General features: G+C 72.9%; 18 protein-coding genes. 11 read left to right on the top strand and 7 right to left on the bottom strand.

The window, feature by feature from the left end; all coding sequences use genetic code 11:
• Positions 1 to 32: 32 nt before the first annotated feature.
• Complete coding sequence (locus NP064_RS09950; RefSeq protein WP_227569820.1) at positions 33 to 644, bottom strand: class I SAM-dependent methyltransferase; 612 nt, start codon at positions 642 to 644, stop codon at positions 33 to 35.
• 159 nt (positions 645 to 803) lie between these two features.
• On the opposite strand from NP064_RS09950, the gene hflX reads away from it, so the two are divergent.
• From hflX to NP064_RS09935, 3 genes are read left to right on the top strand one after another with little or no spacing between them, the layout of a single operon-like run.
• Positions 804 to 2,357: a GTPase HflX gene (gene hflX / locus NP064_RS09945; protein WP_372456385.1), complete on the top strand. Its 1,554-nt coding sequence runs from the start codon at positions 804 to 806 to the stop codon at positions 2,355 to 2,357.
• A 30-nt stretch (positions 2,358 to 2,387) separates the two neighbouring features.
• On the top strand, positions 2,388 to 4,562 hold the full coding sequence (locus tag NP064_RS09940) for an ATP-dependent DNA helicase (protein ID WP_227569821.1): 2,175 nt from the start codon (positions 2,388 to 2,390) through the stop codon (positions 4,560 to 4,562).
• 60 nt (positions 4,563 to 4,622) lie between these two features.
• The gene (locus NP064_RS09935; RefSeq protein WP_227569822.1) at positions 4,623 to 5,630 is read left to right on the top strand and encodes an L-lactate dehydrogenase; all 1,008 of its coding nucleotides are present in this window, start codon (positions 4,623 to 4,625) and stop codon (positions 5,628 to 5,630) included.
• A gap of 102 nt (positions 5,631 to 5,732) precedes the next feature.
• On the opposite strand, the gene NP064_RS09930 is transcribed toward NP064_RS09935, so the two are convergent.
• A complete protein-coding gene (locus NP064_RS09930; protein WP_227569823.1) occupies positions 5,733 to 5,960 on the bottom strand; it encodes a Rho termination factor N-terminal domain-containing protein in 228 nt (75 codons plus the stop codon).
• A 100-nt stretch (positions 5,961 to 6,060) separates the two neighbouring features.
• Positions 6,061 to 6,798, bottom strand: a complete 738-nt coding sequence (gene lexA / locus NP064_RS09925; protein ID WP_227569848.1) for a transcriptional repressor LexA — start codon at positions 6,796 to 6,798, stop codon at positions 6,061 to 6,063.
• A 341-nt stretch (positions 6,799 to 7,139) separates the two neighbouring features.
• On the opposite strand from lexA, the gene NP064_RS09920 reads away from it, so the two are divergent.
• Together NP064_RS09920 and nrdR are read left to right on the top strand one after the other, a co-directional pair.
• Positions 7,140 to 7,556 (top strand): LysM peptidoglycan-binding domain-containing protein, encoded by a 417-nt coding sequence (locus NP064_RS09920; protein ID WP_227569824.1) that lies wholly within the window; start codon positions 7,140 to 7,142, stop codon positions 7,554 to 7,556.
• 160 nt (positions 7,557 to 7,716) lie between these two features.
• On the top strand, positions 7,717 to 8,223 hold the full coding sequence (nrdR, locus tag NP064_RS09915) for a transcriptional regulator NrdR (protein ID WP_227569825.1): 507 nt from the start codon (positions 7,717 to 7,719) through the stop codon (positions 8,221 to 8,223).
• 9 nt (positions 8,224 to 8,232) lie between these two features.
• On the opposite strand, the gene NP064_RS09910 is transcribed toward nrdR, so the two are convergent.
• Both NP064_RS09910 and NP064_RS09905 read right to left on the bottom strand, forming a co-directional pair.
• Positions 8,233 to 9,930: an AMP-binding protein gene (locus NP064_RS09910; protein ID WP_227569826.1), complete on the bottom strand. Its 1,698-nt coding sequence runs from the start codon at positions 9,928 to 9,930 to the stop codon at positions 8,233 to 8,235.
• A 90-nt stretch (positions 9,931 to 10,020) separates the two neighbouring features.
• Positions 10,021 to 11,070, bottom strand: a complete 1,050-nt coding sequence (locus NP064_RS09905) for an aldo/keto reductase (RefSeq protein WP_227569827.1) — start codon at positions 11,068 to 11,070, stop codon at positions 10,021 to 10,023.
• A 192-nt stretch (positions 11,071 to 11,262) separates the two neighbouring features.
• Here NP064_RS09905 and NP064_RS09900 point away from each other — a divergent pair, with 192 nt between their 5' ends.
• Positions 11,263 to 11,460: a DUF5302 domain-containing protein gene (locus NP064_RS09900; protein WP_227569828.1), complete on the top strand. Its 198-nt coding sequence runs from the start codon at positions 11,263 to 11,265 to the stop codon at positions 11,458 to 11,460.
• A 113-nt stretch (positions 11,461 to 11,573) separates the two neighbouring features.
• On the opposite strand, the gene serA is transcribed toward NP064_RS09900, so the two are convergent.
• Entirely contained in the window at positions 11,574 to 12,773 is a 1,200-nt protein-coding gene (serA, locus tag NP064_RS09895) for a phosphoglycerate dehydrogenase (protein WP_227569829.1), read from the bottom strand.
• A 113-nt stretch (positions 12,774 to 12,886) separates the two neighbouring features.
• Positions 12,887 to 15,175, bottom strand: a complete 2,289-nt coding sequence (locus tag NP064_RS09890) for a HelD family protein (protein ID WP_227569830.1) — start codon at positions 15,173 to 15,175, stop codon at positions 12,887 to 12,889.
• A gap of 161 nt (positions 15,176 to 15,336) precedes the next feature.
• On the opposite strand from NP064_RS09890, the gene NP064_RS09885 reads away from it, so the two are divergent.
• From NP064_RS09885 to NP064_RS09865, 5 genes are all read left to right on the top strand, one after another.
• Positions 15,337 to 16,512, top strand: a complete 1,176-nt coding sequence (locus tag NP064_RS09885; protein ID WP_227569849.1) for a PP2C family protein-serine/threonine phosphatase — start codon at positions 15,337 to 15,339, stop codon at positions 16,510 to 16,512.
• Positions 16,509 to 18,071, top strand: a complete 1,563-nt coding sequence (locus NP064_RS09880) for a sensor histidine kinase (RefSeq protein ID WP_227569831.1) — start codon at positions 16,509 to 16,511, stop codon at positions 18,069 to 18,071. Before NP064_RS09885 ends, NP064_RS09880 begins: the two co-directional genes overlap by 4 nt.
• A gap of 53 nt (positions 18,072 to 18,124) precedes the next feature.
• Entirely contained in the window at positions 18,125 to 18,562 is a 438-nt protein-coding gene (locus tag NP064_RS09875; RefSeq protein ID WP_431355866.1) for a response regulator, read from the top strand.
• Between the two features lie 125 nt (positions 18,563 to 18,687).
• Positions 18,688 to 19,623, top strand: coding sequence for a proteasome assembly chaperone family protein (locus tag NP064_RS09870; RefSeq protein ID WP_227569833.1), 936 nt, complete (start codon positions 18,688 to 18,690; stop codon positions 19,621 to 19,623).
• Between the two features lie 294 nt (positions 19,624 to 19,917).
• A complete protein-coding gene (locus NP064_RS09865) occupies positions 19,918 to 20,121 on the top strand; it encodes a cold-shock protein (protein ID WP_066582120.1) in 204 nt (67 codons plus the stop codon).
• Positions 20,122 to 20,148: the final 27 nt, after the last annotated feature.

Here is a 20,148-nt window from a genome sequence, read left to right as displayed (position 1 = left end):
AAGGCGCCTGCGGCGCCCTCCGGCGACGAGATTCAGCGCGAGGTCACGCGCAGCACCCGGAACCCCTTCGCGCTCGCGATCCGCTCGACGTGCGCGGCGTCCCCGAGCTGCTCGGCGATCCACCGCTGGAGGGAGTCCGCGCCCAGGTTCTTGCCCACCACGAGGTGTGCCTCCGCGCCGGGCGCCAGCCGCGGCAGCCACGTCAGCAGCAATGCGTGCAGCGAGTCCTTCCCGACCCTGATCGGCGGGTTCGACCAGATGGCCGCGAACGCGAGGTCGGCGGGGACGTCGTCGGGGAGCACTGCCCGCACGTTGTCCAGGCCGAGCCGCTCGGCATTGCGGCGCACCAGGTCCAGGGCCCGCTCGTTGACGTCCACGGCCCACACGCGCGCGCCGGGCGACTCGAGGGCCATCGACAGCGCCACCGGGCCCCAGCCGGAGCCGAGGTCCAGCACGTCCCCGGAGCCGGGGACCGCCGGGACGGTGCGCAACAGCACCCCGGTGCCGAGGTCGACGTGGTCGGGGGAGAAGACGCCACCGGCGGTCTCAACCTCGACATCGCGTCCGGCGAGGTGGACCGTGAGCGTGCGCCGTTCGTCGGCCGAGGCCGGGTTGGCGGTGAAGTAGTGGTCGTTCCCTGTCACCACCTGACCCTATCGGGGCGGGCTGGGTCCTCTGCCCGCAGCGAATAGCGTCGCGACCCCGCCCTTCGGCGTGTCACCCTGGACGTGTCGTCGGATCACCCGGCGGAGCGTCGACCCGGTGGCTCGCGGTCGACGCGGAGCACGGACGAGAGGCCCCATGTGAACGACCCGCAGCACCCCGTGACGCGCCAGGAAGAGAACGACGAGGTCGTCGTGCCGCGCAGCGCTCAAGAGGTGGCGGACGACGTCGTCGCGCGCGTGCTCGCCCGTGCCGGCACCGCCCGGCATGACGGCGGCACCATCCACTCGAGTTATGACGGCGACCAGCTCGAGCTCGAGGAGCGCACGTCCTTGCGCCGTGTCGCCGGGCTGTCCACCGAGCTCGAGGACGTCACCGAGGTCGAGTACCGGCAGCTGCGGCTGGAGCGCGTCGTGCTGGTCGGCATCTGGGGCGCGCCGTCCTCCGAGGAGGGCGCGACGACCGCCGAAGAGGCGGAGATCTCCCTGCGCGAGCTCGCGGCCCTGGCCGAGACGGCTGGGTCCGAGGTGCTCGACGGCCTCCTGCAGCGGCGACGCAACCCCGACCCCGGCACGTTCCTCGGCTCGGGCAAGGCCGCCGAGCTGGCGTCCGTCGTCGCCGCCGTCGGGGCTGACACCGTCGTGGTCGACGCCGAGCTGGCGCCGTCGCAGCGGCGAGCTCTCGAGGACGTCGTCCGGGTCAAGGTGATCGACCGGACCGCGCTGATCCTCGACATCTTCGCCCAGCACGCCAAGTCCCGTGAGGGCAAGGCGCAGGTCGAGCTCGCGCAGCTCGAGTACCTGCTGCCTCGGCTGCGCGGCTGGGGTGACTCGATGTCCCGGCAGGCAGGTGGCCAGGTCGGCGGGGCGGGCGCCGGGATGGGCTCGCGCGGTCCTGGTGAGACGAAGATCGAGCTCGACCGGCGGCGCATCCGCGACCGCATGGCCAAACTGCGCCGCGAGATCGCCGCGATGGAGCCCGCGCGCGTCACCAAGCGCGCGAACCGCAAGCGCCACGCCATCCCGTCGGTGGCGATCGCCGGGTACACCAACGCCGGCAAGTCGTCGCTCCTCAACCGCCTCACCGGCGCCGGGGTGCTGGTCGAGAACGCGCTGTTCGCGACCCTCGACCCGACGGTCCGGCGCGCGGAGGCCGCTGACGGCCGCGTGTTCACGCTGACGGACACCGTCGGGTTCGTGCGCTCGCTGCCGCACCAGCTCGTCGAGGCGTTCCGCTCGAGCCTCGAGGAGGTCGCCGACGCCGACCTCGTGCTGCACGTCGTCGACGCCTCGCACCCCGATCCGGAGGGCCAGATCTCCGCGGTCCGCCACGTCTTCGCGGACATCCCCGGCGCCATGGACGTCCCCGAGATCATCGTGCTGAACAAGGCCGACCTCGCCCAGCCGGACGTCGTCGCCCGACTGCGCTCGCAGGAGCCCGGGGCGATCGTCGTCTCCGCGCACACCGGTGAGGGCATCGACGAGCTGCAGGCGCTCATCGCCGACCAGCTGCCCCGCCCGGGCGTCCCCGTCGACGTGGTGATCCCCTACGACCGGGGCGACCTGGTGAACCGGGTCCACCTGCACGGCGAGATCGACTCCGAGGAGCACACCCCGGCCGGGACGGCGCTGCGCGGGCGCGTCGACGAGTCCCTCGCCGCCGAGCTCGCCGAGGCGGCGGTGCGCGCGGGCTGAGGCGTCAGCCTCGGCGACTAGGCTGTCGCGGTGCCTGAGCCTGCCGCTGCGTCCGTGGACGAGCTCCTGGACCTCGCGGTCGGTGCCCTCGGCGGCTCCCCGCGCGAGGGCCAGCAGGAGATGGCGCGCGCCGTCGCGACGACCATCGAGGCCGGTGAGCACCTGCTGGTCCAGGCGGGCACGGGCACGGGCAAGTCCCTCGGCTACCTCGTGCCCGCCGTGCGCCACGCGGTGCTCGAGGACGAGCGGGTGATCGTGTCCACCGCGACGCTGGCCCTGCAGCGCCAGGTCATCACGCGCGACCTGCCGCTGGTCGCCGACGCGCTCGCCCCGCGGCTGCCACGCACCCCCCGGATCGCCCTGCTCAAGGGGTGGCACAACTACGTGTGCGTGCACAAGGTCGCCGGCGGCTACCCGTCCGACGAGCCGGGCACGCTGTTCGACCTGGGCGACCACGCCGGCGCCGCGGACCACCCCGCCCCCGAGCCGGCGGAGGCCCGAGGGCACGGCGGCCGCCCGGCGTCGGAGGACCTCGGCGCGCAGGTCGTGCGCCTGCGCGAGTGGGCGGAGGAGACCGACACCGGAGACCGTGACGACCTGGTCCCCGGCGTCAGCGAGCGCGCCTGGCGCCAGGTGTCGGTCACGTCCCTCGAGTGCCTGGGCGGCAAGTGCCCGATGCTCTCCGAGTGCTTCCCCGAACGCGCCCGGGGCCTGGCGCGCGAGGCGGACGTCGTGGTCACCAACCACGCGATGCTCGGCATCGCAGCCTCCGGATCCCCCAACGTGCTGCCCGAGCACGAGGTGCTCATCGTCGACGAGGCCCACGAGCTCACCGACCGGGTGACCGCGCAGGCCACCGGCGAGCTCTCGGTGGGCGTCATCGAGCACGCCGCGCGGCTCGCCCGCAGGCACGGGGGACTCGCGACGACCGACCTGGACGCCGCGAGCATCGCCCTCGGCGCCGTGCTCATGGAGCTGCCGGAGGGGCGGTTCCCCGACGGGCTGCCCCCTGCCGCGCTCGAGGTGGTGGGGGCGGTGCGGGACGCCGCCCGTGTGCTGCTGTCCCACCTGAAGCCCGAGGGCGTGCCGGCCCAGGCGGTGGGCCGCGCGTCCGGGGGCTCCCCGGACGGTGGCCTGAAGATGGCCGTGTCCGCGATGCTGACCCTGTTCGAGACCGCTGAGCGGATGGCCGGCGACCCGGAGGAGAACCGCCACACCGTGCTGTGGTGCTCGCGAGGCGACGGCGCCGCCCGCGGCGGGACGATGACCCGGCTGCACGCCGCGCCGCTGGCCGTGAACGGGCTGATCCGCACCAACCTCTTCGCCGGGCGCTCAGCCGTGCTGACGTCCGCGACCCTCGCGCTCGGCGGCTCGTTCACGTCAGTGGCGCGATCGGTGGGCCTGGACGTCTCCACCGGCTCCGAGCCGTCGGGGCCGGACCGGCTGCCCGGCGCCAGCGGGGCTGCTCCCGCGGCGGGCGGGGGCAAGGCCGCCGACCCGGCGGCGCCCAAGTGGCACGGGCTGGATGTCGGCAGCCCCTTCGACTACGCGCGCCAGGGCATCCTCTACATCGCGCGACGGCTCCCGCCTCCGGGCCGCGAGCCCGCCACCGACGCCCAGCTCGACGAGATCGCCGAGCTCATCACCGCCGCGGGTGGGCGCACCCTCGGGCTGTTCTCCTCGCGGCGTGCCGCGGACGCCGTGGCCCAGGCGATGCGCGAGCGCCTCGACGTCCCGGTGCTCGCGCAAGGGGACGACCAGCTGCCGACCCTGGTGCGGGAGTTCGCCGCCGACGAGCGGGCCTGCCTGTTCGGCACGCTGTCCCTGTGGCAGGGCGTCGACGTGCCCGGCCCCTCATGCCAGCTGGTGCTGATCGACCGGATCCCGTTCCCGCGGCCCGACGACCCGGTGCGCTCGGCGCGGTCGGACGCGGTCGCCGCCGCAGGGGGCAACGGGTTCATGTCGGTGTCGGCCACGCATGCCGCGTTGCTGCTCGCGCAGGGCGCGGGGCGGCTCATCCGATCGACGTCAGACCGGGGCGTCGTCGCGATGCTGGACCCCCGGCTCGCGACCGCGCGCTATGGCGAGTTCTTGGCCCGTTCCCTCCCGGGCTTCTGGCGGACGACCGACCGCGAGGTCGCGCTCGCCGCGCTTCGGCGTCTCGACGCGTCCTCTCCCGTCACGAACTCGCCCGGCACGAACTAGCCTGTGAGAGGCGCCAGCGCGCGCCGCACGGGCGACACGGCCCTATGGCGAGGAGGACGCGTGAGCGCGCAACACGAGACCGACGACCTGGGACTTCCTGACACGACCGCCGGCCCGCAGCGGCGCACGAGCAAGCTGGCCGTGGTGGGCGCGGGCTCGGTCGGCGCGACGATGGCGTACGCGGCCCTGATGCGCGGGGCCGCGCGGAACGTTGTCCTCTACGACATCAACAAGGCGAAGGTCGAGGCCGAGGCGCTCGACCTGGGCCACGGCATCCAGTTCATGCCGATGGCCGAGGTGGTCGGCTCGGACGACATCGCGGTCTGCGCGGACGCCGACATCGTGATGGTCACCGCGGGCGCGAAGCAGGAGCCCGGCCAGTCCCGCCTGGACCTCGCGGGCGCGACGATCTCCCTGGTCCGCAAGATCCTGCCCGGGCTGGTCGAGGTCGCGCCCAACGCGGTCTACGTGATGGTCACCAACCCCGTGGACATCGTGACCTACGCGGCGCTCAAGGTCTCGGGCCTGCCCTCCAACCAGCTCTTCGGGTCCGGCACCGTGCTGGACTCCTCCCGGATGCGCTACCTGATCGCGCAGCACACCGGGGTCGCCGTGCAGAACGTGCACGCCTACATCGCCGGGGAGCACGGGGACACCGAGCTGCCGCTGTGGAGCTCGGCGACCATCGGCGCGGTGCCGCTGCTCGACTGGAACGGCCTCGGTGGCAAGGGGCCGCTCACCGACGACGTGCGCGAGCGCATCGCCCGCGAGGTCGTCGAGTCCGCCTACCGCATCATCGAGGGCAAGGGCGCGACCAACTACGCGGTCGCGCTGGCGGGGTCGCGCATCATCGAGGCGGTGTTGAAGGACGAGCAGCGGATCCTGCCGGTCTCCTCGCTGCTGCAGGACTACCGCGGCATCTCCGACGTGTGCCTGTCAGTTCCCACCCTGGTGGGCGGCCAGGGGGTCGGGGAGCGGCTCGAGGTGCCGATGTCGGCCGACGAGCTCGCTGGGCTGCGCCGCTCCGCCGAGGCGCTCAAGGCGGTCGCGCGACGGTTCGGCCTCTAGTCAGTGCCCGGGCTGTCCTCCGGAGCGGAGGCCACCCCGGTCCGCCTGATCCGGCGCCGATAGCCCGCTGCGGGGAAGCCCGCGGCGGGCCACGCTCATCGCTCAGCGGGAGCGGAGGGCCTCGATCAGCGCGTCCTTGCGCATGGTGGAGCGGCCCTCGATGCCGACCTCGGCCGCGCGGCGCCGCAGGTTGTCCACGGTCCATCCCTCGTACCCGTCGGTCGAGGTGGAGTTCCGTGCCGGCTCCTGGGTGCTGTCGCCGTCGCGGCGCAATGCCTCGGAGAGCCTGGCCCTGGTGTCGGGCCTGGGATCTCGGATGCGTCCAGGCATCGTGCCCCTCCTTCACGCGTTGCGGGCCGATCGGCGAGGCCGTGTGCCGCCAGCCTGGCCGAGGCCCGCTGACGGCGCATGTCGTGCCGGCGGCGGTGGGTCAGAGGCTGCGGAGCACGCTCACGACCCGGCCCAGGACCTGCGCCTCGTCGCCGAGGATAGGCGCGTAGGCCGCGTTGTGCGGCAGCAGCCACACATGGCCGTCAGCCCTCTTGAACGTCTTCACCGTGGCCTCGCCGTCGATCATCGCGGCCACGATCTGGCCGTTCTCCGCGACGGGCTGGCGTCGCACCACGACCCAGTCCCCGTCGCAGATGGCGGCGTCGATCATCGAGTCGCCGGCGACCTTGAGCAAGAAGAGCTCGCCGTCGCCCACGAGCTGGCGGGGGAGCGGGAAGACGTCCTCGACGACCTGCTCGGCCAGGATGGGCCCGCCCGCCGCGATCCTGCCCACGAGGGGGACGTAGGTGGGGGTCGGGGCGGCCTCGTCCTGCCCGACCGCCGCGAGGTCGACGTGCGGCGGCTGCGGGGCGGTCCAGCGCTGCACGCCACGCGAGTCGTCACGCTGGACGACCTCGATGGCCCGCGGGCGGTTCGGGTCGCGGCGGAGGTAGCCCTTGCGCTCGAGCGACATGAGCTGGTGCTTGACGCTCGACGGGCTGGTCAGGCCGACGGCCTCCCCGATCTCCCGCATGCTCGGCGGGTAGCCGCGGGACTCGACGGCGGCACGCACGGTCTCCAGCACGAGCCGCTGCCGCGGCGTGAGCTCGTCACCAGCCTCAGGCGCGGGCGTGCCCACCACGGCGAGGGCGACCTTGCCGGCGGGCGCCGCGCCCATAGGCCCGAGGTCCTCGACGGCCTGCGCGCCCGCCCCCGATTCGGAGGCGCGCTGCGGCGCGGCTGTCTGCCCTGCGAGGTCGTCGTCGACCGTCCTGCCGTCGCTGCCCACCGTTGGCCTCCCCAGTCCGTCGTCTGTGCTCCGGCGCCGCCGCCGTTAGGCCGACCGGGGGTCCCGTGTCAGCGCCTCGTGATGGTCTGTCGCCTGCTGCGCCAGCCTAGGGGAGCGGGGCCTTTCGATCAAACATCTGTTCGAGCGAGTCTCGACATCCCCCGGGCGAGGTGGTAGACATCGCACAAGCGTTCGACGAACAGGTGTTCGATCAGAGAGGTGGCAACGAGATGAGCACGATGGTGATCGGCTCGGTCGCACGTCAGGGCGACGCCGTGGTCATCCCCTGCCCCGCCCGGCGCCCGTCGCCGGCCGCAGGCCGTGGGACCGCCAGGCCCGCGCGCCCGGTCGAGCCCACGCTGCAGCTGACCCCCCGCGGGCGGCGAGTCGTCGCGATGCTCTCCCTCATGCTGGTGACCGCGTTCGGCCTCATCGGCACGAAGGCCGTGGCCGGCGCGCCTGCGCGGGCCCTCGAGGTGCAGGCCTACACCGTGGCGGCGGGGGACACGTACTGGGACCTGGCGGCCGATCTCGCGGCGCCGGGCGAGGACGTCCGCGACGTGCTCCTCGAGCTGGTCGATCTCAACGGGGCGCAGGGCGCCGGGCTCACCGCGGGCCAGCGCATCCTCCTGCCCGTCGAGCGCTGACAGGGTCACAGCCTGCTGCCTTGCAGGGCGAGGACTGGACGTCATAGGTTCTTCGCTGGCGTCTGTCAACGGCGCCGCGATGCCGCGCTCCAGCACGGCACATCGTCACACCGGTCCTCTGCCGCGACATCGCGGCGGTCGAGCTGGCGAGGAGCCACCTGTGCACTGCCCGTTCTGTCGGCACGCGGACTCGCGCGTGGTGGACTCGCGCACCTCGGACGACGGCGCGTCGATCCGCCGACGCCGCCAGTGCCCCGAGTGCAACCGGCGGTTCACCACGGTGGAGACCGCCAGCCTCTCGGTCGTCAAGCGATCGGGAGTCACGGAGCCGTTCAGCCGCGAGAAGGTGGTCAACGGCGTCCGCAAGGCATGCCAGGGCCGGCCGGTCAGCGATGACGACCTCGCCCTGCTCGCGCAGCGCGTCGAGGAGACGATTCGGGCCAGTGGCACCGCGGAGCTCGACGCCTACGAGATCGGCCTGACCATCCTGGGACCGCTGCGCGAGCTCGACGAGGTGGCCTACCTCCGGTTCGCGAGCGTCTACCAGGCGTTCAACTCGCTCGAGGACTTCGAGGCCGCCATCACCGTGCTGCGGGCAGAGCGCGACGTCGCCTCGTCGTCCGACCCGGCGGGGCCGGGGGACGACGAGGCGCGTTCAGAGCAGTAGCCGCCCCCGTCAGGCGCGTGTGAGCACCTGCTCGCGGACCACTCGTCGCAGCACCTTCCCGATCTGCGAGCGGGGCAGGTCGGCGACGATGACGAGCTCGCGCGGCACCGCGTAGCGGGCCAGGCGCTGCCCGCACCACTCGCGCACGGCGGCGAGGTCGATGTTCGGGGAGGCGGAGGGGTCGAGCACGACCGCTGCCACGACCTTCTCGCCCATGTCTCCGCCCGGGATGCCCACGACGGCGACGTCGGCGACGCCCGGCATGGATCGCAGGTGGCTCTCCACCTGGGACGGGTACACCTTGAAGCCGCCGGTGACGATCATCTCCTTGATCCGGTCGACGAGCGTGGCGAAGCCGTGCTCGTCGACCACCACGACGTCTCCGGTGCGGAGCCAGCCGTCGGGCAGCAGCTGGTCCGCGTTCTCCGACGGCCGGTTCCAGTAGCCGCTGAACACCTGCGGGCCGCGGATGAGCAGCTCGCCGCGCTCTCCGGGCTCGACGTCGACGGTGGGGTCGTCCTGGTCCACGACGCGGATCTCGGTGCTGGGGAACGGCAGGCCAAGTGCCCCGGGCCGACGGTCGGCCGTGCAGGGGTTGCCGAGCGCGACCGGGCCAGTCTCGGTGAGCCCGTAGCCCTCGATGAGCAGCCCGCCCGTCAGCTTCTCCCAGCGCTCGGCGGTGGCGCGGGAGATCGGCATGGCGCCGGCGAGGGAGATGCGGATCGTGCTGAGGTCGGCGCCCGTCTTCTCCGCGAGGGCCGACAGCCGGTCGAACATGGGCGCCACGCCGGGCAGGAACGTCGCGGGGCGGCGGCGCTGCGCGGCGAGGACCCCGGCCGGGTCGAACTTGCCGAAGGCGACGAGCGTGGCGCCGATGCGGGCCGCGAACGTCAGGCACAGCGTGAGGCCGAACGCGTGGAAGAACGGCAGGACGCCGTAGATGGTCTCCGTGCCGTCCTTGAACTGGGTCCACGCGGCGCCCTGCACGGCGTTGGATCCCAGCGTCCGGTGGGTCAGGACGGCGCCCTTGGGCGTTCCGGTGGTGCCACCGGTGTACTGGATGGTGGCGACGTCGTCGGCGGATGCGGCCGGGTGCGCGGCGGATACGGGCTTCGCGTCGGCGACGAGGCGGTGCCACTCGAGGGCCCCGGCGGGCGTCGGGCCGCGGAGGGCCGCGCGCTGCTTGCGGGCGGCGGGGACGGGCAGGGTGAGCGCGATCCGCTTGGTGCGCGGCAGGTCGCGTGTGAGGTCCACGGCGATCAGGTGCCGGAGCTGGGTGTTCTGCTGCACCTCGGCGACCCGCGCCGCGGTGGGCTCCCAGCAGATCGCGGCGACGGCTCCGGAGTCGGCGAGCTGGTGCTCGAGCTCGACCGCGGAGTACGTGGGGTTGTGCTCGACGACGATGGCGCCCAGGCGCAGCACGGCCCAGAAGGCGACCACGTGGGTATGGCAGTTGGGCAGGGCGATCGCGACGCGGTCCCCGTGCTGGACGCCGAGCGCGAGGAGCGCCCCGGCCGCGCGCTCGACCTCGTCGAGGAGCTCGCGGTACGTCGTGGCCTTGCCCTCGAAGTCCACCGCGACGCGATCGGGGAATCGCTCTGCGGCGCGGTAGAGGCTGTCGGTCAAAGGCTCGTCCGGCGGTGTGATCGTCGCGGGGACGCCGTCAGCGTAGGAGGCGAGCCATGGCAGTGCGGGGGTGGGTCTCACGCGTCGAGAGTAACCTACGCTCCCGTAACTTACTAGAGGGTAGGTTTGTTCTCTACGCAACCCGCGAGGCGCCCGGCGCGATGCCAGGCGCTACAGGTCGCTCGACCGCGGGCCCCACAGGTTCACCCCCGCGTCGACCGCATCGGCCTCGATCGCCTCGAGCTCCTCGGCGCCGAGGGGCGCCCCAGCCAGCGCGGCGAGATTCTGCTCGAGCTGGGCAGGGGTGCGGGCGCCCAAGACGACGGTGGTCACTCGTGGGTCCCGCAAAGCCCAGGTGATGGCCAGTTGGGCGAGTGACTGGCCGCGCCGACGGGCGACGGCGTCGAGCGCGCGGACGTGCGCGAGGTTCTCCTCGGTCAGGTACGAGGCGCTCAGCGGGCCGCCACGGGCGGCGCGGGAGTCTTCGGGCACCCCCGCCAGGTACCGGTCCGTGAGCATCCCCTGGGCGAGCGGGGAGAACGCGGCGACGCCGAGTCCTGCGTCAGCCGCGACGTCGAGCAGGGAACGGCCGCCCGCGGCGGGGTCCGGACGCTCGATCCACCGGTTCAGCATCGAGTACGACGGCTGGCACACGGTGATCGGGACGCCGAGCGTGTCGGCCGCCTCGAGGGCCTCGACGGTGCGCCTCGCGGAGTAGGACGAGATCCCGACGGCACGGGCGCGGCCTGACGCGATCGCGGCCCCCAGGGCGCCGATCGTCTCCTCGAGCGGCGTGCGGGGGTCGAAACGGTGGCTGTAGAAGAGGTCGACGTGGTCGAGGCCGAGGCGGCGCAGGGACTGGTCGAGCGACGCGAGGAGGTACTTGCGGGAGCCGTGCTCGCCGTACGGGCCCGGCCACTGCCGATAGCCCGCCTTGGTCGCGATGACCAGCTCGTCGCGGCGCCCGGACAGCTCTCGCGCGAGCAGCCGCCCCACGGTCGCCTCGGCTGCGCCCGGCGGCGGGCCGTAGTTGTTCGCGAGGTCCAGATGCGTCACACCGAGGTCGATCGCCCGTAGCACGAGCTCGCGTTGGGCGTCGAACGGGGTCGCCTCCCCGAAGTTCTGCCACAGCCCGAGCGTCACCTCCGGGAGCCTCAGGCCGCTACGGCCGCACGGGCGCAGTGGGAGCGGTCCAGGGATGTCGGGGGAGGTGGAGGGCATGGCACGACGGTAGCCCTGACGCCGCGCCTAGACTGGGGCGTCAGCCCGCATGGGCTTCACCAGCCCGGCCCCGACGTCGACCCGCGCGCAATGCGCTGGCATTCGGCCACGATGTCGGGAAGGCTGGACGGGCGACGCGGCGGAACCCCGAGCGTCACCGACTTCACGCAGTACCCACGAGGAGGCACCGCGATGGCGCAGAACGACGACAGGGCGACAGCACCGGGGGCTTCCGAGGACGCCAAGGCGAAGTTCCGCGAGGCTCTCGACCGCAAGAAGGCCACCCAGCACCGCACCACGGACGGCTCCACGAACACGGGCTCGGTGCACGGCTCGGAGACCGCCGGCCCGGTGCAGCGCCAGTTCCGGCGCAAGTCCGGCTCGGCCTGACAGGCCACGCCAGCCACAGCAAGACGGCGGCGGGCCAGGACACCGTCCTGGTCCGCCGCCGTCTTGCTGTCACGGCATCACGGCGACTGCTCGCAGACGCCGTGAGGGATGCCTCAGGTGAGGACGCGCAGGCGCACCGACTCGGGCCGTGAGGCGAGCGCCTCGACCACGGCGGGGTCCACGGCGGCGCCGGCGTCGGTGACCACGTAGCCGATCTCGCCCCGGGTCGAGAGCAACTGGCCCTCGATGTTGACCCCGTGCTCGGCGAGGGTCGCGTTGACGGCCGCCAGCACACCGGGCACGTTGCGGTGCAGGTACGCCAGCCGGTGCGCGTCCGGCTGCCGGTCCAGCGCGACGTTCGGCAAGTTGACGCTCAGCGTCGTGGAGCCGGTGGCCATGTAGTCGCGCAGCTTGTGGGAGACGAACTGCCCGATGGCCTCTTGTGCCTCCTCCGTGGAGCCGCCAGTGTGCGGGGTGAGGATGACGTTCGGCAGGCCGCGCAGCTCCGAGTCGAACGGGTCGCCCTTGCGCTTGGGCTCGACCGGGAAGACGTCCACGGCGGCGCCGCTGATGTGGCCGGAGACCACGGCGTCCCGCAGCGCGGCGTAGTCGACCACGAACCCGCGGGACAGGTTGAGGAACACCGAGCCAGGCTTCATCGCGGCGAACTGCTTCGCGCCGAACAGGCCGGCGTTTCCGCCGCGGCCGTCCACGTGCAGGGTGACGACGTCGGCGACCTCGAGAACCTCATCGAGCGACGCGGCGCGGCGGGCGTTGCCCAGGGCGAGCTTCTCGGAGGTGTCGTAGAAGATCACCGACATGCCAAGGTTCTCGGCGAGCACCGAGAGCTGGGTGCCGATGTTGCCGTAGCCGACGATGCCCAGCGTCCGGCCCCGCACCTCGTGGGCGCCGGTGGCCGACTTGTTCCACAACCCGTCGTGCATGGCGCGGTCGAACTCCGTCAGGCGGCGTGTGAGGCCGATGATCTCCGCGATCGCCAGCTCGACGACAGAGCGGGTGTTCGAGAACGGCGCGTTGAAGGTCGCGACGCCGCGGGACGCCGCGGCCGCCAGGTCGATCTGGTTGGTGCCGATGCAGTAGGCGCCGATCGCCACGAGGTCGGGCGCCTGCTCGAGGACGGCCGCCGAGACCTGGGTCTTCGAGCGGATGCCGAGCAGGTGGACGCCCTGCAGCGCCTCGACGAGCTCAGCCTCGTCCAGGGCGCCGGTACGGGTCGTCACCTCGAACCCGGCGTCCTGGAGGATCGACGTGGCCTGGGGATGGAGGTTCTCAAGGAGAAGGGCGCGCTGCACGCCCCTATGGTGCGCCTCCGTGCTGGAAGACCCCAAGCCGGTCCCGTCCCTCGGACACGATCGGCGCACCCGTGCGATCCGGTCGGAGGCCCGACGCGCCCGACCGCCCCAGGTCAGGCGTCCGGGTCGAGGCCAGGGGGGAGCGGGGCGCTGTGCACGACCCGCAGCGCGCGCGTCGGGCGCGTCATCGCGACGTACAGGTCGCCCGCGCTGGCCGCCATGACCTGCGCCGGCTCGAGCAGCACCACCACGTCGAACTCCAGGCCCTTGCTCTCGCGCGGGGTGAGCAGGGAGACGGGGGAGTCGAGCGTCGCCACGCCGGGGCCCGTCGCACGCGCGCCGAGCGCTTCGCCCAGCCCCAGGGCGTGGACGGCCGCGCGCGCCTCCGCGAGCAGCTCAGGAGCTCCCACCACGGCGATCCGCCCGCCCGATCCCCCCGCGTCCAGCTCGTCGAGCCAGTGGCGCACCTGGCCTGCCGCGGCAGCCGCCACGCCCTCCCGGTCGACGCGCTCGATGGCCAGCGCCCCGGGCACACGGCGAGCCGACGTCAGCCGGCTCACGGGCAGCCCTGCAGCGCGTGCGACCCGCTGCGCGGCGTCGGCGACCTCGGCGGGGGTGCGGTAGTTCACCGTCAGCTCCGACAGCCGCCAGGACGACCGCAGCAAGGGGTCGAGCATCGTCTGCCAGCTGCGCGCCCCGGCCGCCGAGCTCGTCTGCGCGACGTCCCCCACGATGGTCATCGACCGGGTCGGCACCCGGCGCAGCAGCATCCGCCACGCCATCGCCGACAGCTCCTGCGCCTCGTCGACGACCACGTGCCCGTAGGTCCACGTCCGGTCGGCGGCGGCGCGCTCGGCGGTGGTCAGGCGGGGGCCGGTGGCCGCGAACCTGTCCGCGAGCATCTCGGCGGAGACCAGCCCGTCGCTGCCGCTCGACTGCAGCACCCGGCGCGCGTAGTCCAGCTCGGCGTCACGACGCACCGCGTCCGCGCGGGCCTGCGCGCGGGCTGCCTGGTCGTCCTCGCCCAACAGCTCCGCCGCCTCGTCCAGCAGCGGGACGTCCGCCGCCGTCCACTCGGCGTCGGCGGAGCGCAGCAGGAGCCGGCGCTCGCGGCTCGTGAGCTCGGGCGCGGCGGCCTCGAGCCGGTACGGCTTGCTGAACAGGTCCCGCACGAGGCCCTGTGGCGTCAGCGGCATCCACGCCAGGTTGAGGGCGATCCGCACCTCGCGGGTGGTGCGCAGCTCCTCGACGATCTCCGCGCGGTCCTCGGGCGCCAGGGGGGATCCGAGCTGGGCGATGTACTGGTCGGCGAGACGGGACAGCATGTCCCGCACGAAGGCGGTGCGGGCCAGGTTGTGGGGCCGGTTGCCACGGCGTGCGCGGGCGATCGCCGACGCGACGTCGGACGGCTCGACGACCACGATCCGGCCGTCCACCGAGATCTCGGTGGCCTCGCGCGGCGTGCGCTCGCGCTGGCGAACCGCGCGCTCGATGATCCGCGCCCACACCGGCCGGCCCTTGATCTCGCTCACAGCGTCGTCCTCGACGCCCGTCGCGACGACGCCGGGGAACAGCTCGGCGATCGTCGAGGTGACCACACCGGTCTCCCCGAGCGAGGGGAGCACCTGGTCGATGTAGCGCAGGAACGTGCGGCTCGGGCCGACGAGCAGCACGCCGGAGCGCTCCAGCAGCCGCCGGTGTGCGTACAGCAGGTAGGCCGCGCGGTGCAGCGCCACGGCCGTCTTCCCCGTGCCCGGCCCGCCCTGCACGACAAGGGACCCCTGCAGGTCCGAGCGGATGATCGCGTCCTGCTCGGCCTGGATCGTCGCCACGATGTCGGCCATGTGACCGGTGCGGCCGGCGGCCAGCGAGGCCAGCAGCGCGCCCTCGCCGGACAAGCCCGCCATCGACGCCTCGCCGTCCGCGCTCCCCGCGAGGTGGTCCAGGTCGAGCACCTCGTCCTCGACCCCGGTGACCGCGCGGCCACGGGTGACCAGGTGCCGGCGGCGCACCACGTCGTCGGGTTGGGCCGCCGTCGCGCGGTAGAAGGCCTGCGCGGCGGGCGCGCGCCAGTCGGTGAGCATCGAGGCGTGCTCGGAGTCCGTCAGGCCGATGCGGCCGATGTAGCGGCGCGCTCCGTCGGTGAGGTCGAGGCGGCCGAACGCGAGGCGCTCCTCGACAGCCTCGAGCTGGGCGAGCCGGTCCTCGTACAGCGTGGCGAAGGCGTCGCGCTCGCTGCGGTTCTGCGGGGAGCCCGAGGGGCCGTGCCGCCGGACCTCGACGAGCCGGTCGCGAGTCTGGGCCCGGAGCGCGTCCAGGCGGCCGTACAGCCGGTCCACCATCTCCTGCTCGTCGCGCAGCTCCGCATCGATGCCCGCCACATCCACCGTCCCGTTCGTCATGGCGCCCCCGCCCTCCGCATGGCAGCGCGGGCAGCCGTCTATTATCCGGCACGCAGGCCGATGTCCGCATCGCGTCAGATGTCCGTTCGCGTCGGGCGGGTCGCAGCAAGCGCCCCTAGGCTGCAGGTCGCCGCACCGACGAGAGGACACCCGTGACCGACATGGCTTCAGCGCCGCAGGTGGCGGTGGGGACGCCCGTCGCGGGACAGGACGAGTTCCGGGTGCTCCTCGTCGAGGACGACGACGGTGACGCGCTGCTCGTCGAGGAGGGCCTGCGCGACGCGGACCTCCACGTGGGCCTGCTGCGGGCTCGGACGCTCGACGAGGCGCTGGAGCGCCTGGACGTCGACTGCGTGCTGCTCGACCTGGGGCTGCCGGACGCCTTCGGCTTCGACGCCCTGCAGCGGCTGCTCGCGGCGGGCGCCCCCGCCGTGGTGGTGCTCACCGGGTTGGCCGGCGGCGACGTCGGGCTCGCGGCGGTGGCCCATGGCGCCCAGGACTACCTGGTCAAGGGGGAGGCGGACAGCGAGACCCTCGGGCGCTCCGTGCGGTACGCCGTGCAGCGGCGCCGGTTGGAGGAGTCGGACCGCGCGCTGTACCGGAGCCTCGTGCGAGCGGAGGAGAACAACCGGCTCGAGCGCGCGCTGCTGCCCACGCCGATGGTGCACGACCCGCGCCTCGAGGTGCGGGTCGGATACCGAGCCGGGCGAGACGGCCTGCTCGGAGGCGACTTCTACGACGTCGTCGAGCGCCATGACGGCACCGTGCTGGCGCTGGTCGGGGACGTCTGCGGGCACGGGCCCGACGAGGCCGCCCTGGGCGCCACGCTGCGCACGGCCTGGCGCACGCTGGTGCTGGCGGATGTCGCCGCCGAGGACATCCTCCCGCTGCTGGAGCGGGTGCTGGAGGCCGAGCGGTCCCGCCCGGAGGTCTTCACGACGGTCTCGATGATCGAGGTGGCGGCCGATCGGGCCAGCGCCGACCTGTACCTCGCCGGGCACCCCGTCCCGCTGATGCTGGGCGAGCGGAGCCGGCTGGCCCCTGCCACGGCCCGTGGGCGAGCCCTCGGCATCCCCGTCACCGGTGGATGGTCGCCCCTCCGGCTGGAGCTCGGCGACGCCTGGAAGATCATGATGTACACGGACGGAGTGTTGGAGGCGACGGTGCGCGACAGCGCGGACCGGATCGGCAAGGAGGGACTGCGCAGGCTCGTCGACGCCGCGGTGGCCCACGCCGCGCACGACCTGGTCACCGAGGTGCTCCATGGCGTCCATGAGCTGCACGGCGGGGAGCTCGTCGACGACGCCGCGCTCGTGGTCGTGGGGTGGGGCGCATGAGCCGGGGCCTCGGGTCGTCGACCCTGCGCTACCGGCTGGGCCAGATGCTGGTCGCCGCCGGCGTGCTGCTGGGCCTCGTGGTCGGGGCCTCGGGGATCGCCCTGAACCGGGTGGTGTCCCTCCAGGGCGACGTGACGGGCGTGTACTTCGACGCGATCACCCGCGCTGACGGCGCCTACGTCCGGTTGGTCGACGCCGAGACCGCGGTCCGCGGCTACGCCCTGACCGGGGACGCGGTCACGCTCGAGCCGTTCGAGCGGGCGGCGGAGTCCGCCACCACCTTCGCGTCCCTTGCGGAATTCGCGGAGTCCCACGGGTTTCCCGCCGAGGCGACCGACGCCGCGCGCATCGCGGCCGAGGGCTCCGCCCGGTGGCAGCAGGAGTTCGCCGAGCCGCTGGTGGCGCAGGTCGCCTCCCAGGGCGCGGCGTCGGTGACGGCCGAGCAGATCGAGGCCGGCCGGCTGCTCTTCGACGTGGCCCGGTCGGAGGTCGAGACCTACCTAGCCGAGCTGCGGGCGCTGCGTGACGCGGCCGGCGCGGAGCTGTCCACGTGGACGACCATCCTCTCGAGCGCCGTGGTCGTGCTGGTCCTCGCGGCGTTGGGCGTCGGCACCGTGCTGTGGGTGCTGCTGCGGAGGTGGATCACCGCCCCCGTCGCGGCACTCGCAGCCGACGCGCGTGCCGTCAGCTCGGGCGACCTGTCCCACCCGGTGGTGGTCACCGGCCCTGGGGAGATCGCCGGGCTCGCTCTCGACATGGAGCGGATGCGCCGCACGCTCGTCGACCAGCTCGACGCGCTCGAGGAGTCGTCACGCGAGGTCGCCGCGGCCCATGAGCGCCTCACCGAGCAGGCCGAGGAGCTGCGCCGGTCCAACCGCGACCTCGAGCAGTTCGCGTACGTCGCCTCGCACGACCTGCAGGAGCCGCTGCGCAAGGTGGCCAGCTTCACGCAGCTCCTGCAGAAGCGGTACGGGGGCCAGCTCGACGACCGGGCGGACGAGTACATCGCGTTCGCGGTCGACGGCGCCAAGCGCATGCAGCAGCTCATCCAAGACCTGCTCGGGTTCTCCCGGGCGGGACGGGGCGGCGGCGTGATGGAGCCAGTCGATGTGGCGGACGCGCTCACCCGAGCGGTGGACAACCTCGACGAGGCCGTCGCGGCCACGGGGGCGGAGATCAACGTGGGCCCGCTGCCTGTCGTCGTCGGCGAGCGGGCACTGCTGGTGCAGCTGTTGCAGAACCTCGTCGGCAACGCCGTGAAGTTCCGCCACCCCGACCGGGTGCCCCAGATTCAGGTCAGCGCCCAGAAGGTGGGAGACTCCTGGGAGTTCCAGTGCACCGACAACGGGATCGGCATCGACGCGCAGTACGCGGAGCGCGTGTTCCTGATCTTCCAGCGGCTGCACCCCAAGGACGTGTACGAGGGCACCGGCATCGGCCTGGCGCTGTGCAAGAAGATCGTCGAGTTCCACGGCGGTCACATCTGGATCGACCCGGCGCCCAGCGTCGGGACGAGCATCCGTTGGACGCTTCCCTCGTCTGCGGCGCAGGACAACTGACCCTCCCGGGTCGGTGACGAGTTCGTGATCGAAGACTTGAGGAGACGCCCGTGGTGAGTTCGCACAGGGACATCGACGTCCTGCTGGTGGAGGACGACCCCGGCGACGTCCTGATGACCCGCGAGGCGTTCGCCGACAACAAGGTGACGAACCGGTTGTCGGTGGTCTCCGACGGCGTGAGCGCGCTCGAGTACCTCCGCAAGGAGGGCCAGTACGCCGACGTCGCCACGCCCGACTTGATCCTGCTCGACCTCAACCTGCCGCGGATGGACGGGCGCGAGGTGCTGATGGCGCTCAAGGGCGACGAGAAGCTGCGGTCGATCCCCGTGGTCGTGCTCACCACCTCGGAGGCCGAGGAGGACGTCGTGCGGAGCTACTCGCTCCACGCCAACGCCTACGTGACGAAGCCCGTGGACTTCGACCGGTTCATCGAGGTCGTGCGCCAGATCGACGACTTCTTCGTGACGGTGGTCCGGCTGCCCAAGCGCTGAGGGGCTCCGCGCTGCCCGCGTGCCGAGATGGCACGCGGATACGGGAAGACCACAGCCTGCCCGTGCGTTGACCTGGTGAGCAGCAGCGTTCGCGCTGCTCCATGACGGCACGAGAGTGAGGACCCATGCTCGATCCGAGCGAGCTCTACGACGTTGACCCCGTGGTCGCCGCCGAGGTGGCCGCGCGTGCCGCGCTGGGGTCCGGACCGGTCCTGGTGCACGCCCTGCAGGGCTTCGTCGATGCCGGCGGGGCAGGCCGGAAGGCCGCCGAGCACCTGACGGACAGCCTCGCCACCTCTCGGCTGGCGACGTTCGACGTCGACCAGCTCATCGACTACCGGTCCCGCCGCCCCACGATGACCTTCGACTCGACCACGTGGAGCGACTACGACGAGCCGGCACTCGCCGTGGACCTGGTCCGCGACGTGGAGGGGGCTCCCTTCCTGCTGCTGCACGGCTCCGAGCCCGACGTCCAGTGGGAGCGGTTCACCGCGGCAGTGCGCCAGCTCGTCGAGCGGTTCGACGTCCCCCTGACCGTGGGGCTGCACGGCATCCCGATGGGGGTGCCGCACACCCGCCCGCTGTCCGCCACCGCGCACGCGACCCGGCCGGAGCTGGTGGCCAGCTACCCCGCATGGTTCGGCGCCGTCCAGGTGCCGGCGAGTGCGGCGTCGCTGCTCGAGATGCGCCTGGGCGAGTCCGGCCACGACGCGATGGGTTTCGCCGTCCACGTGCCGCACTACCTCGCCCAGTCGGTGTTCCCGCTGGCGAGCAAGGTGGCGCTCGAGCACGTGGAGCGCGCCACCGGCCTCGACCTCGGGCTGGGCGGGTTGACGGAGGCCGCCGACGAGACGATCGCCGAGATCGAGCGGCAGGTCAGCGACTCGGAGGAGGTCGCCGCTGTGGTCCATGCCCTCGAAGAGCAGTACGACGCCTTCACGCGGAGCGCCGGGCGGACCGGCCTGCTGGCCGAGACCACGCAGCTCCCCACGGCCGACGAGCTGGGGGCCGAGTTCGAGCGATTCCTGGCCGAGCGCACGGACGAGGGGCCTGCCGCCTGAGCCCGTCGGGCGGTCGTTCTCGACGTCCCCGAAGGCCCACTGTGGTCGTGATCGGATCGTTGCCGAATTGGGGACACATCGGGTCACAAACCATGGCGTCCTCAGGGGCATCGTGAGAAGATCGCGACTGTTGCAGTGACGTACTGACGCTTGACCGGCACCGCCCCACCAGGGGTGACACCCCCAGCCGACCGGCTGGTCTACCCGGTGCAGGACGCGGGACAAGGCATTGCGGCACGACGCAGGGCGCTGGGCCCGGCGTCGTCACCGGTTGGAACAGAAGGACAGGGAAACATGGCACAGGGTGCTGTCAAGTGGTTCAACGCTGAGAAGGGCTACGGGTTCATCGCCCAGGACGGCGGCGGCGCAGACGTCTTCGTTCACTACTCCGCGATCGACTCGCAGGGCTACCGCTCCCTCGAGGAGGGTCAGCGCGTCGAGTTCGAGATCACGCAGGGCCCGAAGGGCCCCCAGGCGGAGCAGGTCCGCCCGCTCTGATCACCCGCGTTCGCTGAGTCCGGGGCC

The organism is Cellulomonas chengniuliangii (assembly GCF_024508335.1).
In the GTDB taxonomy this organism is placed as follows: domain Bacteria; phylum Actinomycetota; class Actinomycetes; order Actinomycetales; family Cellulomonadaceae; genus Cellulomonas_A; species Cellulomonas_A chengniuliangii.
This window is presented reverse-complemented; position numbering and strand designations above follow the sequence as displayed.

What these genes read in the sequence shown, in the direction of transcription:
- NP064_RS09885 (WP_227569849.1), top strand. Translation starts at nt 15,337, where the DNA reads ATGGCTTCAGCGCCGCAGGTGGCGGTGGGGACGCCCGTCGCGGGACAG.
- NP064_RS09920 (WP_227569824.1), top strand. Translation starts at nt 7,140, where the DNA reads ATGAGCACGATGGTGATCGGCTCGGTCGCACGTCAGGGCGACGCCGTG.
- NP064_RS09865 (WP_066582120.1), top strand. Translation starts at nt 19,918, where the DNA reads ATGGCACAGGGTGCTGTCAAGTGGTTCAACGCTGAGAAGGGCTACGGG.
- NP064_RS09870 (WP_227569833.1), top strand. Translation starts at nt 18,688, where the DNA reads ATGCTCGATCCGAGCGAGCTCTACGACGTTGACCCCGTGGTCGCCGCC.
- NP064_RS09930 (WP_227569823.1), bottom strand. Translation starts at nt 5,960, where the DNA reads ATGCCTGGACGCATCCGAGATCCCAGGCCCGACACCAGGGCCAGGCTC.
- NP064_RS09880 (WP_227569831.1), top strand. Translation starts at nt 16,509, where the DNA reads ATGAGCCGGGGCCTCGGGTCGTCGACCCTGCGCTACCGGCTGGGCCAG.
- NP064_RS09905 (WP_227569827.1), bottom strand. Translation starts at nt 11,070, where the DNA reads ATGCCCTCCACCTCCCCCGACATCCCTGGACCGCTCCCACTGCGCCCG.
- NP064_RS09890 (WP_227569830.1), bottom strand. Translation starts at nt 15,175, where the DNA reads ATGACGAACGGGACGGTGGATGTGGCGGGCATCGATGCGGAGCTGCGC.
- NP064_RS09900 (WP_227569828.1), top strand. Translation starts at nt 11,263, where the DNA reads ATGGCGCAGAACGACGACAGGGCGACAGCACCGGGGGCTTCCGAGGAC.
- lexA (WP_227569848.1), bottom strand. Translation starts at nt 6,798, where the DNA reads ATGGGCGCGGCGCCCGCCGGCAAGGTCGCCCTCGCCGTGGTGGGCACG.